This is a genomic window from Gloeobacter kilaueensis JS1 (genome assembly GCF_000484535.1).
Taxonomy (GTDB): domain Bacteria; phylum Cyanobacteriota; class Cyanobacteriia; order Gloeobacterales; family Gloeobacteraceae; genus Gloeobacter; species Gloeobacter kilaueensis.
This window is the reverse complement of the sequence record NC_022600.1, coordinates 4226238-4240100: the sequence shown is the minus strand read 5'-3', so window position 1 is coordinate 4240100 and position 13863 is coordinate 4226238. Positions and strand designations below refer to the sequence as shown.

Sequence of the window (13863 nt, the reverse complement as noted above, 5' to 3'; positions counted from 1 at the left end):
CCGCTGCGGGAGGTGCTGTTTCCGGTGCGCCAGCAGCCTGCAGAGGATCTCATCTGCGGTGCTAGGGCGCGCAGGGGGCAAAGACGAACCAGGCTTGTTGCCCACCCATGGGTAGTTGATGCAAGATCCTGGAGGAGGAGCGCTCAAAGATATAGACATGACTGCTCATTCACAGCCGATTTCGTTAGAAGCGTACCTGGCAGCGGAACTCTCCAGCTCGACCAAACATGAGTTTTTGACCTCCTCGCCGTCCTAGAAGGGCGGGGCTTGAGACCCATTACCAAGGGTCAGTCCCCTGCACTCGTTCAGCACACCGTTGAAGAGACCAGCGGGCAACGGCTACTCGCAGCGCAAAGCCACCATCGGATCGACGCGGGTGGCGCGCCGGGCAGGCAAGTAGCAGGCTACAAGTGCGACGCCCGTCAAGATAGTGGCGGCAATGAGATAGATAAGCGGGTCGGTGGCGCTGATCCCAAAAAGCTGGCTACTGAGAAAGTGCGCAAAAACGAAGGCGAGCAGGGCACCCACCCCGACGCCCACCAGCACCGCCGCCATGCCCTGGAAGATTACCAGCCGCAGCACGCTTGTCGGTGTCGCTCCGAGGGCGAGGCGAAGGCCAATCTCTCGGGTGCGCTGGGCGACGGCGTACTCGGTGACGCCGTAGATACCAGCCGCAGAAAGCAGCAGGGCAGCGGCGGCAAACAGCCCCAAAAGCACGCTCCAGAAGCGGGGAGTGGCAAGCGAGCTTGCAATCAACTCTTCGAGGCTGCGGCTGCCATAGACCGGCAAAGCGTCGTCCATCTCGCGCACGATCGCCTGGATCGCTCTTGTGAGCCGCTGCGGATCGCCGGTGGCCAGCACCAGCACGTTCATCTCGTTCATCGGGTACTGGGCCTGGGGGACGTACACCTCCGGCTCGACGGCCTCGCCGAGGCTGGTGTGATGCACGTCGCCGACGACGGCGATGATCTGCTTGTAGTCTTTGCCGCCAAAACCGAGGCGGATGCGCCTGCCTATCGGATCGCTACTTGCAAAGTAGCGCCGGACAAAAGCAGCGTTGACGATGGCGCGCTCGGGAGCGGTGGCGTCGTCGAGGGGCAGAAAATCCCGCCCCCGCTGAATGGGGATACCCAGTGTCTGGAAATAATCGAGGCCCACGAAGCGCAGGGCGGTGGTGAGCCGGTTGCCTGTGACCGTGGGACGGCCCTCCAGTTCGACGTTGGTGCCGTTGTCCGCTCCGCTCAGGGGCACCGACTGGGCGATCGTCGCCCGCTGCACCCCCGGCAGGGTGCGAATGCGCCCGAGCAACTGGTCGTAGAAGTGGACAACCCGAACCGAGCGCTGCGGGTAGGTGCTCTCCGGCAGAGCAATATTCAGGCTCAACACCCCCTGGGCTCGAAAACCGGGGGCGACCTGCAGCAGTTGGACGAAGCTTGCCAACAGCAGGCCCGCCCCGACCAGCAGCACCATCGCCAGGGCTACTTCGGCAACGACCAGCCCCCGGCGCAGGCTGTTGCCGCCGCCGCTCAGGCTGGGAGCGGCCTGCTTGAGCACCCCGGCCAGTTCGGTTCTAAGCAAACTGGCCGTCGGCGCAAGGCCAAAGCCGATACCGGTGATAAGCGAGAGCAGCAGTGCAAAGCTCAGTACCCGGCCATCGAGGCCGATCTCTCCGGCGCGGGGCAGGCCCGCAGGCAAAAGCCCCGCCAGCCCCTCGACGGCGATCCAGGCAAAGCCGATGCCGCCGACCCCGCCGAGGATGGCCAAGAGCAGACTCTCGGTGAGCAGTTGCCGGGCGATCCGCCCACGGGTGGCCCCAAGGGCAGCGCGCAGGGCGATCTCCCGGCCCCGGCTGCTGGCGCGGGCGAGCAGCAAGTTGGCGACGTTGGTGCAGGCGATGAGCAACAGACAACCGACCGCCAGAAACAACACCAGTAGAGGTGAGCGGACCGTACCGGTAAGCCACTGCAGCGCCGGGGTGACGCGCACGCCCGTCTCGGCGTCGTAGGCCGGGTAGGTGCTTGCCAGGTTGCGGGCGATCAGATCCAGTTCGGCGCGAGCGACTTCGAGGCCGGCGGTGTTCTTGAGCCGGGCAATCGCCGCCCTGTAGTGCGGGTAGCCCCGGCTAATTGGGATGGTGCCGCCGTAGAGCGTCGGCTCCGCATCCGCCGCCACGCTCACCCACAGCTGGGCCGGTTCGTTCGCCAGCGGAAAATGAAACTGCGGGCCCATGACGCCAATCACCGTATAAAGCAGGCCATCGATGGACAGGGCGCGCCCGATGACATTCGCGCTGCCCCCGAAGCGGCGCTGCCAGAGGCTATCGCTCAAGATCACCGCCCGGCCCACCGGGCCGCCTCCGAGGCGGTCCTCCACAGGTAAAAAAGTCCGCCCCCGTTGGGCTCGCACGCCCAAAAGCGAGAAAAGGTCCGCCGAGACCACCGCTCCTGCCACCCGCTCCGGCGGCCCGGCGGTGCGCAGCGCAAAATAGCCCGAATTGAACACCGCCATACTTGAGAAGACATGGTTGCGTGCCCGCCAATCGAGAAAGTTCGGATAGGAGACGCCGCCCCCATTGCCCCGGCTCTGCTGCTCGACGATCACCAGCCGATCGGCCCCTGGGAAGGGCAGAGGCCGCAACAGCACAGCGTCGATGACGCTAAAAAAAGCGGTGCTCGCACCGATACCCACCGCCAGGACCGCGATCGCCACCACCGCAAAAGCAGGGCGGGCCAGAAGCATCTGCAGGCCATAGCTTAAATCGCGGCGCAGGCCGTCCCAGTGCTCGGCTGTGGCCGTGACCGCCACATTGGCGATCGTGCGCAGCCATAGCTGCACCATCCCCACCATCCCCCGCCGCCGCCCCTCGTCGCGCCGCTCGTCCGCAAAAAGCTGGAGCATCTCAGAGGCGTACTCGGCGCGGAATTCTGCCGGATAAGCCAGAAGCAACAGCCCGTAGCAGCGCTCCGCCAGCGGCAGTGCAGCAGAAGCATCCGATTCGACTTCGCAGGCCACAGAAGCTACCCCGTCCCGTTATCTTCACTATGTCGAGAAACGACATGTCGAGTATCGACAGCTTAGGATGGGTGCGTCGGGCTGTCAAGCTAGGGAGCGCCGCCGCCGAACTGCTCGATGAGCACCTCGTCGTATTCGTCCGCCAGGGTCGCGACGATTGTGATTGCCCGCGAGATCTCGGCGGGATCGATGCTGTCGAGGGTGCGCATGGTGTGCAGTGCCACCTCGTCCTCGCGCAGGCAGAAGCGCGCCTCCCAGGTCTCAAGCCAGTTAGAGCGCAGCAGTTGCTCGAATAGGGCCGTGCTCTTGTCGGGTGCTACGGGCAACTTGAGCACAGGAGCCCAGATGGTGAGCGTGTCGTCGTCGGTCTCGCCGCTCATGACGACGAAGACCCGGACCGTGCCGTACTTGAAGATCCACATCAGTCCCTGGTCGCTCTCCGGCAGTTGGGTAAAGCGAACCGATCCCTCGACGGCCAGGCTGTCGATGACAGCCTCCACTTCCTCGCGGTGAGTGCTCAGCTGTAATTCCTCGCTGCTGACGGATCCTGCGTGCGTGGTCATCCTCTGTGCCTCTCCTTAGTGTTGAGATAATCCGGACTGCTGCCTCCGCTATTGTCGCCTACCCCGGTATTCGACCGCAGCAGTGGGCGATCCCTTGCTATTTTGGTGTATCCTCGGTACCCTACCAGGATTACCGTATAAATGTTCCCGGCATCGCAGTCTCGCTATGATGGGAACGACCTGCAAGCAAATCTATGGTCGCATCTCTTTCGATTAACGCGTCGCTTCTCGAAGCGTTTGCCGCCGAAGAACGCAAACATCTACAAAGCAGTGCCCAAAAAATTGCCCTGCGCCCCGGCGAAGCAGTCGCGACCGAGGGAGGGCGTCCTCTGGTCTACATGGTAGAAAGCGGCGCGTTTGTCGAGCGCAGCTACTATGGGGCGCGCACTGTGCCGATCGTCCATATCGCAGGACCGGGGGATCTGCTGCAGACCAATCGGCTATTTGCCACCTCGGGCCTCTACCGCAGCGAACTGCGCGCCATTCACCTCGAAAACAACAGTCTGCTCGCCTGGCCGGTGGACGAATTTCTGGCAATTGTTCGTACCAGTCCCGGTAGTTTGCTGTACCTGTGCGGCTGGTTCAACCAGCAGTCCCAGGCGAGCCGCCAGCAACTGTACGAGGCGGTGGCCCACTCCGCCTATTACCGGCTGGTCAATTTGCTGGTGGGCCTTGCCAACCGCTTCGGCTACCGCAACACCAACGGCTCGACGGTGCTGTTGCCCCTCAGGCTCACGGTCAAGGACATCAGCGAGTGCATCAACGTCTCGCGCGAGACCGGCTCCAGCCTGTTTAACAAGCTCAGGCGGCGCGGGGTGATCGGGGCGGGACGGTTCATCAAGGTCGAACTGTCGCGCCTGAGCGAGTACGCCGCCACGCTCGAATAAAAATCGGCAGGTACAATGATAGACAGCACTATCCCACAGCGATGACTTTCCGCAGTTCGGTCTCGTTGCTGGCCTGGAACATGCTGTTGCAGGATTTCCGGGAGCAGCAGATGCGGCGGCGCTTTGCCCTGCAGCGCGCCAGGGAGGCCGGCAGGCCAGCCGGGCCTGCTCGCTTTGCTCCTATTCTTGCTCCGGGCGTGCAGCCTGTCTGCCTGGGCTGCCGCAACTACGCCCGTTCGCCGATGCTGGTGTGTGCCATTCACCCGGAAGGGCCTGCCGAAGCTTTCTGCCGCGATTGCCAGCCGGTAGAGCCCGACGGCGTTTAAGCGTGGGCGACGACGCCGTGTAAAAAGATGTCGCTGATGCCGCGCACCATCTCGTCCATCTCAAGAATCTGGCTGAGGCCGGGCCCCTTGCCGTTGCCCATCGTCTGCTGGCTGAAGCCCGCGATCGTGAACATGCCCAAAAAGACGCGGGCGATCACCTTCGGGTTCATCCGGCGATAGACGCCGCGATCCATGGCGGTCTGAAAGAAATCTTCGGCGACGTCGATCATGCGCTCGATCACCTCGCCGTGGATGCGATCGCGCAGGTCCGGATGAAACTGGGCCTCAAAAAAGCAGACCTTCATCATGTCCATGTTTTGATGCATGTCGCGCATCCGGTTGCGCAAAACATCTTCGATATGGGTGTAGCTCGCCATCTGGCTCAACTCGGTCAGCAAGTCGGTGAGAATCGAGACCCAGCCACTGGTGACAAGTTCTACGAGAATGTCTTTTTTGGTCGGAAAGTACCGGAAGATCGTGCCTTCGGCGATACCGGCTTTTTTGGCAATCTGACTGGTCGGCGTGTTGCCGAAGCCCTGCTGAGCAAACAGGTGCTGGGAGGCGTCGAGGATTTTGCGGCGGTTGTCGGGTATGGCCTCTTCGCGGAGGGCCGGTCTGAAAAAGCGCATATTCCAGCACCTCCAGATAATGCGTTTCATGCGTATCCTAACTGCCGCTTCCAGCCCATCCCGGCGGAGGGCCACATACCGATGCAAGAGTTCACATTGCTTGATATTTTGCACAGCTCGGGAGCAGCGCTTATCCTGAGGCTGTCATCTCGCGAAAGAATATCAGTTACAACAGGACAGAAGCGGGCAGGTGTCCTGTGAAGGTCGGCAGGCGGCAACTACTGGGTTGGGGACTGGCAGGAGCCGGGGTAGCGGGGGCGACGGCGCTGCCCTACCTGTTGCGTCGGCGCTCGGCGGTGCGCATTCCGCCTGCCAGTGGCGCTGCGGAGGTGAGCGCCTTCAACCCGATGGCGCTGTTGCGCCAGTTCGATTACGGCACGCTCAAGCAAGAAAACGGCACCCGCGTGCGCGAATTTCGGATCGAGGCGCGCACAGGCCGCGTGCAGCTCAACCCGGCCCTTTCGTTTATCAGCTGGAACTTTGGTGGCCGCATCCCCGGCCCCACCCTGCGGGCCCAGGCGGGCGAGCGGGTGCGGGTGCTGTTTGTCAACCACGGCGGCCACGCCCACACGATGCACTTTCATGGGGTCCATTCGGGTGCCATGGACGGTATCCGGCCCGTGCGCGACGGGGCGGCGACGATCTACGAGTTCGACGCTGAGCCGTTCGGCGTTCACCTCTACCACTGCCACATCTCGCCGGTGGCCCGCCACATCAGCAAAGGGCTCTACGGCATGTTCATCGTCGATCCGCCCGATGGACGCGCACCCGCCGACGAAATGGTGCTGGTGATGGGCGGCTTTGACCTTTATGACCGGGGCCGCAACGATATTTACGCTTTTAACGGCATCCCCAACTACTACCTCCAGCACCCGATCCGCATCTATCAAGACCAGCTGGTGCGGCTTTATCTGCTCAACATGGTCGAGTGGCAACCCGCCCTCACCTTTCACCTGCACGCCAACTTCTTTCGGCTCCTGCGCACGGGCCGCACCCTTGAGGCCACCGAGGAGGCGGATGTAGTGACGATGGGAACCGCCGAGCGCCACATTCTCGAATTTTCTTACCGCTATCCGGGGGCGTACATGTTTCATCCCCACCAGGATGTCGTCGCCGAAAACGGTTGCATGGGCCAGTTTCTGGTGCTGCCCGCCGACGGCACCGCTCCGGCTGCCATCGATACTGGCCATGCCCACAGTTGAATCGGCTCCGTTTCGGTTACACTTGCTATTGCGACTGATTTCTATTAATCTCGCAACGGATTGCGGGCTTATTGACCAGCGTTTTTAGGGAGGAAGGTGTCGCGAATGCATCCATGCCGCTCGCTGTTGCCCCTGGGCCTGCTGCTGGTACTGCTGGTCGGCTGCAGCAGCCCCCCCCCGCCGCCCGAGGCGCGCGCCGTCGCTACGGTAACAGCAAGCCGTCCGCCCATCAACATCAACACCGCCATCCTCTCAGAACTGGACACCCTCGAAGGCCAGCTGGGCATTCCGGCCCTCTCCAACCGCATCCAGGCCGCCCGGCCCTACGCCTCGACGGAGGAACTGGTGAGCAAAAAAGTGCTCACCCAGGCCCAGTTCGATCAAGTTAAAGACCAGGTGAGCGTCGAGGAAGTGGTCCTCACCGGTCAGGCCCGCGACGTTGCCTACCTCACCAAGCTCGGTCTGATGCGCGGCCACCTGCTGGTGGCCCAGGAACTGCTCGTGCGCCGACGGCCCGAACAGGCGCTGCCCCACATCGGCCATCCGATCGAAGAAATTTATCTCGACGTCGAAGATCAGCTCAACGAGCGCCAGGTGCCCGAATTTAAAAGTGCGCTTTTGAAGCTGCAGGATCTGGTGCGCTTTAAGCCCACCAGCCCTGAGATTGCCCCCGGCCTGCAGGCGGCCCTGGCTGCCATCGACAGGGCAATCGCGGCTGTCCCGGCGACGGAGCGGGCCGAACCCGCCTTTACCCTCCAGGTGATTGGCGGGCTTCTGGATGCGGCAGCGGCAGAATATTCCGCCGCCGTGAGCGGCAACAAGATCGTCGCCCAGATCGAGTACGAGGACTCGCGGGGCTTTGTGCTGCACGCCAACGAACTGTTCGCCCGGATCGCCCCGGCTCTGGGCAAAAGCCACCCTAAAAGCGAGAAAGTGCTCGCGGCGGACCTGCGCAGACTTTCGAGCGCCTGGCCTGGGATCGAGCCGCCCGGTAAACCCATCTTGAGCGTCAGCGAAGTCACTGCCTCGATTCAGGCGGTCGAGCGGACCAGCAAAGCAGTCGTTTCGGCGTGAGGATTCAATGGATTTTGCCTCGGTGCTGCCCACCTTCGCCATCACCCTGCGGGAGGGGGTAGAGGCGGCTCTGGTCGTGGGCATCGTGCTGGCCTACCTCAAAAAGGCCAATCGCGCCCACCTCGCCCGCTGGGTCTGGAGCGGCGTCGGGCTCGGTCTGGTTGCCAGTGCCATCATCGGCGGGCTTTTTGGCTGGCTCATTGCCCATCTGGGCGAGGCGAACCAGCGCTACGCTCCGGTGATCGAACCGCTGTTAGAAGGCGTCTTCAGCGTGCTTGCGATCGCGATGCTGAGCTGGATGCTGCTCTGGATGACCCGCCAGGCCCGCGCCATGAAAGGTCAGCTTGAGACTTCGGTGGGGGTGGCCCTCCAGCGCGACGAGCAGGCGGGCTGGGCGATTTTGGGCTTGATCGTCTTTGCTGTCGTGCGGGAGGGGTTTGAGACGGTGCTCTTTATTGCCTCGCGCTTTGAGGAGGGCCTGTTTGCAACTTTGGGGGCCGTCCTGGGCATTGCGGCGGCGGCTTTGATCGCCCTTTTGCTCTTTAAGTGGGGGGTGCGCATCGACCTGCGCCGCTTTTTCCAGACGATGGGGGTGCTGCTGCTGCTGATCGTCGCCGGGCTGGTGGTCGCCGCCCTCGCCCACTTCGATGCCGCCCTGCACGCCTTTGCCCAGATCGACCGCGCCTCCGAGCAACTGTGCTTTTTTAGCGAGCGCTTCAGCCGCAATGCCTCCTGCATTCTTGGTCCTGGGATCTGGGACGGCTCGCGGGTGTTGCCTGAAAATCGCTTTCCCGGTGCCCTCTTGAACGCTCTTTTTGGCTATACCGAGCACTTTTATCTGGTGCAACTGGTGGGCTACGCCCTCTTTATCGCCCTGGTAGGCGGCCTGTACTGGCAGAGCTTGAGTGGCCGCCCGCTGTTGCCTTTTAAGAAGCGCACCCCCCTCAACACGACTCTTCATTAAGTTCTCTAACAAGCGCTCGGTGAATTCGGCAACTTTGGCGGCGAGGGGCTACACTGCCTCATAAGTGTCTGCCGCAAGGCCAAATCGGAGCGTCCCATGTCGCACGCTGTCAAAATCTACGACACCTGCATCGGCTGCACCCAGTGCGTCCGTGCCTGTCCCCTCGACGTCCTGGAGATGGTTCCCTGGGACGGCAACAAGGCGGGTACGATCGCTGCCTCGCCACGGACAGAAGATTGCGTCGGTTGCAAGCGGTGTGAAACCGCCTGCCCCACCGATTTTCTGAGCATCCGTGTCTACCTGGGAGCGGAGACGACCCGCAGTATGGGTCTGGCCTACTAGCCGGCCTTTTATAGCGCCATCATCCCCTCAAGACCCCCGGAGAAATTTCTCCGGGGGTCTTGGGCTTTTGGGTGAGCGTTCTTGCGGGCCGGATCGCCGATAATAGCGAATCATGAAAGCCTACGACGCGATCATTGTCGGCAGCGGAGCGGCGGGACTGTACACGGCCCTCAAATTGCCGCGCGACTGGCGGGTGGCGCTTCTCACCAAAGAAAACCTGACGCTCTCGGCGAGTCAGTGGGCCCAGGGGGGCATCGCCGCCGTCGTCGAGTCGGACGATTCGTTTGGATTGCACTACGAGGACACCCTCAAAGCGGGGGCCGGGCTGTGCGAGCCGGAGGCGGTGCGGGTGCTGGTCGAAGAAGCTCCGGCGCGCATCGGTGAGCTGATTGGTCTCGGGGTCGAATTTGACCGCTACCAGGGCCGGCTTGCCGTCACCCTCGAAGCCGCCCACTCCCGCCGCCGCATCCTGCACGCCGCCGATGCGACGGGCCGCGAACTGGTGCGCGCCCTGGTCGAGGAGGTGCGCGCCCTGGGCAACATCCGGGTGATCGAAGAAGCACTCGCCATCGACCTTGCAATCGACGGTGGCCGCTGCCGGGGGGTGCTGGTCGATGCGGCAGGAACGCGGGAGTGGTACATGGCCCCGGTGACGGTGCTTGCGACCGGCGGGGCGGGCCAGGTCTTTGCCACCACCACCAACCCGGCGGTGGCGACGGGCGACGGTCTGGCGATGGCCGCCAGGGCCGGGGTGTGCCTGCGGGATCTGGAGTTCGTGCAGTTTCATCCGACGGTGCTCTCGCTGGAGGGGGCTCCCCGCTTTCTCATCACCGAGGCGGTGCGCGGCGAAGGGGCGCACCTGATCAATCTGGCGGGCGAGCGCTTTATGGGCGCTTACGATCCGAGGCTGGAACTTGCTCCCCGCGACGTGGTCGCCCGTGCCATCTTCGATCAACTCCAGCGCACCGGGGCAGGCCATGTGCTCATCGACTTCAGGCCCATCGGCGAGGCGACGATCGCTCAGCGCTTCCCGACTATTGCCCAGGTCTGCCGCAAATTTGGCATCGATGTCTTTGACGAGCCGGTGCCGGTCGCTCCCGCCGCCCACTACTGGATGGGGGGCATCGTCACCGACCTCGACGGACGCACCAGCCTGCCGGGGCTCTACGCCGTGGGGGAAGTAGCCTCCACCGGCGTGCAGGGGGCCAATCGGCTTGCGAGCAACTCGCTACTGGAGTGCCTGGTGTTTGCCCACCGCATCGCGCTGGCCGTTCGCCACAGCCGCGAGAGCAAGCCGGAGGTGATTCGCTTTCCGCCCGCCGCCGCTCAGCAGCCTTCTAATCTAGAACTGGTGCAGCGCATCCGCAACGAATTGCCCTGGCTGGTCTGGCGCACCTGCGGCATCATCCGCGAGCAGGCCGGGCTTCAAAAAGGACTGGAGCAATTGCAGTTCTGGAAGCAGCAGATTCTCGACGACGATTCGACGAGCGAACGCTCTGCCCTCGAAGTGCGCAACCTCGTAATCGTCGCGGAGTTGTTGTTAAGATCGGCGCTCTTTCGCACCGAGTCGCGGGGGGCCCACTACCGGCGCGACTACCCCGCAAGCGACTCGGCCTGGCAGGTCCACACCGAGATCACAGCCAACCGCCTCGCGCAAACTCCGTTATCGGTCGCTACAATAAGACCATTCTCAGGCTAGTCCATTGATTGCACTTTATCCGGGGAGCTTCGATCCTCTGACCTACGGCCATCTGGACTTGATCGAGCGCGCGGCCCGCCTCTTTGAGCGGGTGATCGTGGCGGTGCTGCGCAACCCGGCCAAAACCCCTTTGTTCACCGTCGAGGAACGCCTCAGTCAGATTCAAAAAGCGGTCTGCCACATCGACAACGTCGATGTCGAGAGCTTCGATGGCCTCACCGTCGCCTTTGCCAGGGTGCGGGGCGCACGGGTGCTGTTGCGCGGTTTGCGGGCCGTTTCCGACTTTGAGGCGGAGTTGCAGATGGCCCAGACCAACCGTACCCTCGCAAGCCAGGTCGAGACGTTGTTTTTGAGCACTTCGACCGAATACAGTTTTTTGAGCAGTTCGGTGGTCAAGGGGGTTGCCCAGTTTGGGGGAGCGGTGGGACATATGGTCCCCGGCCACATCGAGCAGGAACTGCGTCAGCGCTTTGTGTGGGAGGAACGAACGTGAACATCCAGAAAGAACTTGACCGCCTGGAGGACATGATTCTCTCTTCGCCGCGCATTCCCTTCTCCGGGCGGACGCTGATCGACGAGAATGCCGTTCTCGACATCCTCGATCGCATCCGCATGAATCTGCCAAAGGTGATCGAGGAGGCCGAGCGCGTCGTCGAGCAAAGCGAAACACTGCTTGCCCAGGCCCAGCAAGAAGCCGAACGGCTGGTCGCCCTCGCCGAGCAGCAGGCGGGGCGCATCGTCGAGGAGTCGGAACTGTTGCGCGTGGCGCGGGTGCGCGCCGAAGATCTCAAATCCCAGGCCCAAAAAGAAGCCGACTCGATCCAGCAGAGCGCACTGCAACAGGCCCAATTGGTGCAGAACGGGGCTGACCAGTACGCCGAGCGCGTCCTGGGCAAGCTCGAAAGCGACCTGAGCCAGCTGTTGCAGATTGTCAAAAATGGCCGCCAGAGCCTGCAGGAGTAAGCTTCCCTTTGCACTTCAAAAATGGCGGCTATATTGGGCAGCCGCAGCGGTCACTTTTTCGGTTTTTTTGCCCCTGCGCCTGCCGCTGCCGGTTGGGCCGGGGTCTTTTTGATCCAGGTAAGGGTCGAGGTGAATTGCTGGAGGATCATGACGACGATCTGCCTCGCATCGACGCCCTTAAAACCGCGCTCCGGCGGCATGAACATCTGAACCACCCGGCCAGGGGACTTGACCTGGTTGTAGGCGATGCTCTTGCGCCCTTCGAGGTTGCCCTCGTCGAAGTAGACGGTGAACGTCTTGTTGCCGCCCTCCCAACTGGCGGTAAAGTCGCTCTCGCCGGCAGAAAGGGCAATGTCGCCCGCACCTTCGGCCTTCATGCGCTTTTCGAGGAGAGGCAGGATGTCCTGCTGGATGTAATCGGCCAGAGGTTTATCGGGCACCTCGCCGGGTTTGGGCCGGGCCGGACGGGCGGGGGGCGCTTCGCCTCCCTCGGCAGCAGCGGCGGGTTTGGGCCGGGGCGGTTTTGGTGCGGCCTCAGAAGCGACTCCCTCCGCCTCCGGAGGCGTGTCAACGCGCATCGGCTCCTCTGAGACCGGAGGGGGCGCGGGCGGCTCGGCGGCGTTCTGGGCAGGGGGCGGCGGTGCTTGATTGTCTTCCGGCATGGCGGTATTCCCGGCGGGATGGACCAGTGTTCATTCTGACCGCGATTGTCCGAATGGGGCAAGTGCTGGTAGGGTTATCGGTTGGAAGCGTACCTGGATCGAGGGCGGATGCAGCTGGAGTTTGTTTCTGTCGAAGACTTTTATTTTGCCCTCACCCTCGAGACGCGGCTGTTGCACGAGTGGAACGACGCTGCTCTAGTCGATCAGGCGCGATTAAAACTGATGGCCCATTACGGCGAGCCGTCCACGATCGCTGCCGCCCGCCAGAATACGTTCAACTACGTTTTTCGCGTCAGCGGAGGCGAGGGAACAGGGGCGATGGTCGAATTGCTCGACTGGGGAGAACAACTGCGCCTCAACAGCAGCTACGGCCTGGTGCGCGCCCCCGACGGCAAGGTGAATCGGCTGGAAAGCTTCGAGAAGCGCCCCGCCTTTGCCCGCGAGGTGGCCGATTACTTCGCCGCTCAGCTGGGGCTACCGCTCGTGCTGGATTAGACCATCTCCAGTTCGCCCACCACTTCGAGGCGCTGGTGCTCGCCCAGCACGGCGAAGCGATCATTGAGGGCCTCGGCCACCGCCGGGTCGATCCAGCCCAGTTGCCGCAACAGGTGGATGACCAGCGGATATTTGGCGCGGCTAGAGCCGTCGTAGACTTTGAGTGCCAGGCCCATTCCCTCGCCCATGCGGCCAATGCACTGCACGCCCTCTGCGCCGGTCTTGCTCACCAGTTGACCGGCCCCAAGCTGCATCAGCACCGTGTCGAACTTGCCTTCGCCCGCCACCATCGTCGGCTGGTGGATCATCGCCCGTGCCAGGCACTCCAGTTCGGCCACCTGTCCCGAAGCAAGCTGCGCGTACAGCCAGGCCATCTGCTGGAGCGAAAACTGAAAGGTCGGCACCCCGCAGTCGTCGCGGGCCTGGATAAATTCGTCGATGGGCATCCCCAACAGCTCGGCGAGGGTCTGGGTAATGAGAAGTTGCAGAGGATGGCGGCGCTCGGCGTAGTGCTCGATCGACCAGCCGCGCTGACGGCAGACGGCGAGCATACCGGAGTGCTTGCCCGAGCAGTTGTGTTCCAGGGGACTGTGTTTGCCCTCCGGCACCGGGCAACTGAGCGCCGACGGTTCGAGATCCATGCGCCACAGCAGGTTGAAGGCTCTGCGGGCGTGGAGCAGATCGCCGTTGTGGGAGGCACACAGCAACGCCAGATCGGCGCTATCCATCCCAAACGCCTGGTGAGCGCCGCTGCGCAGCACCGGCAGGGCCTGGAAAGGTTTGAGGGCAGAACGAATAAAAGTGACGGGCAAGTGGTTGCTGCCACCCTGGGCGAGTACCCGGCCCCGGCGATCGACCACCACCGCCTCACAGTAATGAACCGACTCCACCAGTCCCTCGCGCAGAAGGCGCACTTCGATGCCTGGAATGTACAAGTCTCTGATCGGCGCTCAACCTTTCAAGTGTAGCGCGCCGCCGGCAGCGCCTGCCCGGCAGGTACAATAGGCACCAGTGGGCGCGCGTCGGCCAAAGTCCCAGGAATATC

At 62.9% G+C, this 13863-nt stretch carries 15 protein-coding genes; 10 read left to right on the top strand and 5 right to left on the bottom strand.

Annotated elements, in window-relative coordinates; translation table 11 throughout:
* Positions 1-339: 339 nt before the first annotated feature.
* Positions 340-3012 carry an ABC transporter permease gene (locus tag GKIL_RS19680; protein WP_023175617.1) on the bottom strand — a complete coding sequence of 891 codons (2673 nt, stop codon included), beginning with the start codon at positions 3010-3012 and terminating at the stop codon, positions 340-342.
* An 89-nt stretch (positions 3013-3101) separates the two neighbouring features.
* A complete protein-coding gene (locus GKIL_RS19675; protein ID WP_023175616.1) occupies positions 3102-3575 on the bottom strand; it encodes a YbjN domain-containing protein in 474 nt (157 codons plus the stop codon).
* A gap of 194 nt (positions 3576-3769) precedes the next feature.
* On the opposite strand from GKIL_RS19675, the gene GKIL_RS19670 reads away from it, so the two are divergent.
* Together GKIL_RS19670 and GKIL_RS19665 are read left to right on the top strand one after the other, a co-directional pair.
* Positions 3770-4462, top strand: coding sequence for a Crp/Fnr family transcriptional regulator (locus tag GKIL_RS19670; RefSeq protein ID WP_023175615.1), 693 nt, complete (start codon positions 3770-3772; stop codon positions 4460-4462).
* Between the two features lie 41 nt (positions 4463-4503).
* A complete protein-coding gene (locus GKIL_RS19665) occupies positions 4504-4788 on the top strand; it encodes a hypothetical protein (protein ID WP_023175614.1) in 285 nt (94 codons plus the stop codon).
* On the opposite strand, the gene GKIL_RS19660 is transcribed toward GKIL_RS19665, so the two are convergent.
* A complete protein-coding gene (locus GKIL_RS19660) occupies positions 4785-5417 on the bottom strand; it encodes a TetR/AcrR family transcriptional regulator (protein WP_023175613.1) in 633 nt (210 codons plus the stop codon). The genes GKIL_RS19665 and GKIL_RS19660 overlap by 4 nt on opposite strands.
* Positions 5418-5614: 197 nt before the next feature.
* Here GKIL_RS19660 and GKIL_RS19655 point away from each other — a divergent pair, with 197 nt between their 5' ends.
* From GKIL_RS19655 to GKIL_RS19625, 7 genes are all read left to right on the top strand, one after another.
* On the top strand, positions 5615-6619 hold the full coding sequence (locus GKIL_RS19655; RefSeq protein WP_023175612.1) for a multicopper oxidase domain-containing protein: 1005 nt from the start codon (positions 5615-5617) through the stop codon (positions 6617-6619).
* A gap of 105 nt (positions 6620-6724) precedes the next feature.
* Entirely contained in the window at positions 6725-7693 is a 969-nt protein-coding gene (locus GKIL_RS19650; protein ID WP_023175611.1) for a ComEA family DNA-binding protein, read from the top strand.
* Positions 7694-7700: 7 nt separating this feature from the next.
* Positions 7701-8657 carry an FTR1 family iron permease gene (locus GKIL_RS19645; RefSeq protein WP_023175610.1) on the top strand — a complete coding sequence of 319 codons (957 nt, stop codon included), beginning with the start codon at positions 7701-7703 and terminating at the stop codon, positions 8655-8657.
* A gap of 96 nt (positions 8658-8753) precedes the next feature.
* Positions 8754-8999, top strand: coding sequence for a photosystem I iron-sulfur center protein PsaC (psaC, locus tag GKIL_RS19640; RefSeq protein ID WP_023175609.1), 246 nt, complete (start codon positions 8754-8756; stop codon positions 8997-8999).
* Between the two features lie 112 nt (positions 9000-9111).
* The gene (gene nadB / locus GKIL_RS19635) at positions 9112-10698 is read left to right on the top strand and encodes an L-aspartate oxidase (protein WP_023175608.1); all 1587 of its coding nucleotides are present in this window, start codon (positions 9112-9114) and stop codon (positions 10696-10698) included.
* A 4-nt stretch (positions 10699-10702) separates the two neighbouring features.
* Positions 10703-11191, top strand: a complete 489-nt coding sequence (gene coaD / locus GKIL_RS19630) for a pantetheine-phosphate adenylyltransferase (protein WP_023175607.1) — start codon at positions 10703-10705, stop codon at positions 11189-11191.
* Positions 11188-11661: an ATP synthase subunit B family protein gene (locus GKIL_RS19625; protein WP_023175606.1), complete on the top strand. Its 474-nt coding sequence runs from the start codon at positions 11188-11190 to the stop codon at positions 11659-11661. The genes coaD and GKIL_RS19625 overlap by 4 nt, the downstream gene beginning before the upstream one ends.
* A 50-nt stretch (positions 11662-11711) precedes the next feature.
* On the opposite strand, the gene GKIL_RS23035 is transcribed toward GKIL_RS19625, so the two are convergent.
* Positions 11712-12323: a DUF2996 domain-containing protein gene (locus GKIL_RS23035; RefSeq protein ID WP_023175605.1), complete on the bottom strand. Its 612-nt coding sequence runs from the start codon at positions 12321-12323 to the stop codon at positions 11712-11714.
* A 108-nt stretch (positions 12324-12431) separates the two neighbouring features.
* On the opposite strand from GKIL_RS23035, the gene GKIL_RS19615 reads away from it, so the two are divergent.
* Complete coding sequence (locus GKIL_RS19615) at positions 12432-12818, top strand: hypothetical protein (RefSeq protein ID WP_023175604.1); 387 nt, start codon at positions 12432-12434, stop codon at positions 12816-12818.
* Here GKIL_RS19615 and GKIL_RS19610 read toward each other — a convergent pair.
* Entirely contained in the window at positions 12815-13753 is a 939-nt protein-coding gene (locus tag GKIL_RS19610) for an asparaginase (RefSeq protein ID WP_245595870.1), read from the bottom strand. The genes GKIL_RS19615 and GKIL_RS19610 overlap by 4 nt on opposite strands.
* Positions 13754-13863: the final 110 nt, after the last annotated feature.

Coding starts and splice junctions, on each gene's coding strand:
- GKIL_RS19645 (WP_023175610.1), top strand. CDS start 7,701: ATGGATTTTGCCTCGGTGCTGCCCACCTTCGCCATCACCCTGCGGGAG.
- nadB (WP_023175608.1), top strand. CDS start 9,112: ATGAAAGCCTACGACGCGATCATTGTCGGCAGCGGAGCGGCGGGACTG.
- GKIL_RS19670 (WP_023175615.1), top strand. CDS start 3,770: ATGGTCGCATCTCTTTCGATTAACGCGTCGCTTCTCGAAGCGTTTGCC.
- GKIL_RS19665 (WP_023175614.1), top strand. CDS start 4,504: ATGACTTTCCGCAGTTCGGTCTCGTTGCTGGCCTGGAACATGCTGTTG.
- GKIL_RS19660 (WP_023175613.1), bottom strand. CDS start 5,417: ATGCGCTTTTTCAGACCGGCCCTCCGCGAAGAGGCCATACCCGACAAC.
- GKIL_RS19615 (WP_023175604.1), top strand. CDS start 12,432: ATGCAGCTGGAGTTTGTTTCTGTCGAAGACTTTTATTTTGCCCTCACC.
- GKIL_RS19675 (WP_023175616.1), bottom strand. CDS start 3,575: ATGACCACGCACGCAGGATCCGTCAGCAGCGAGGAATTACAGCTGAGC.
- GKIL_RS19650 (WP_023175611.1), top strand. CDS start 6,725: ATGCATCCATGCCGCTCGCTGTTGCCCCTGGGCCTGCTGCTGGTACTG.
- GKIL_RS23035 (WP_023175605.1), bottom strand. CDS start 12,323: ATGCCGGAAGACAATCAAGCACCGCCGCCCCCTGCCCAGAACGCCGCC.
- psaC (WP_023175609.1), top strand. CDS start 8,754: ATGTCGCACGCTGTCAAAATCTACGACACCTGCATCGGCTGCACCCAG.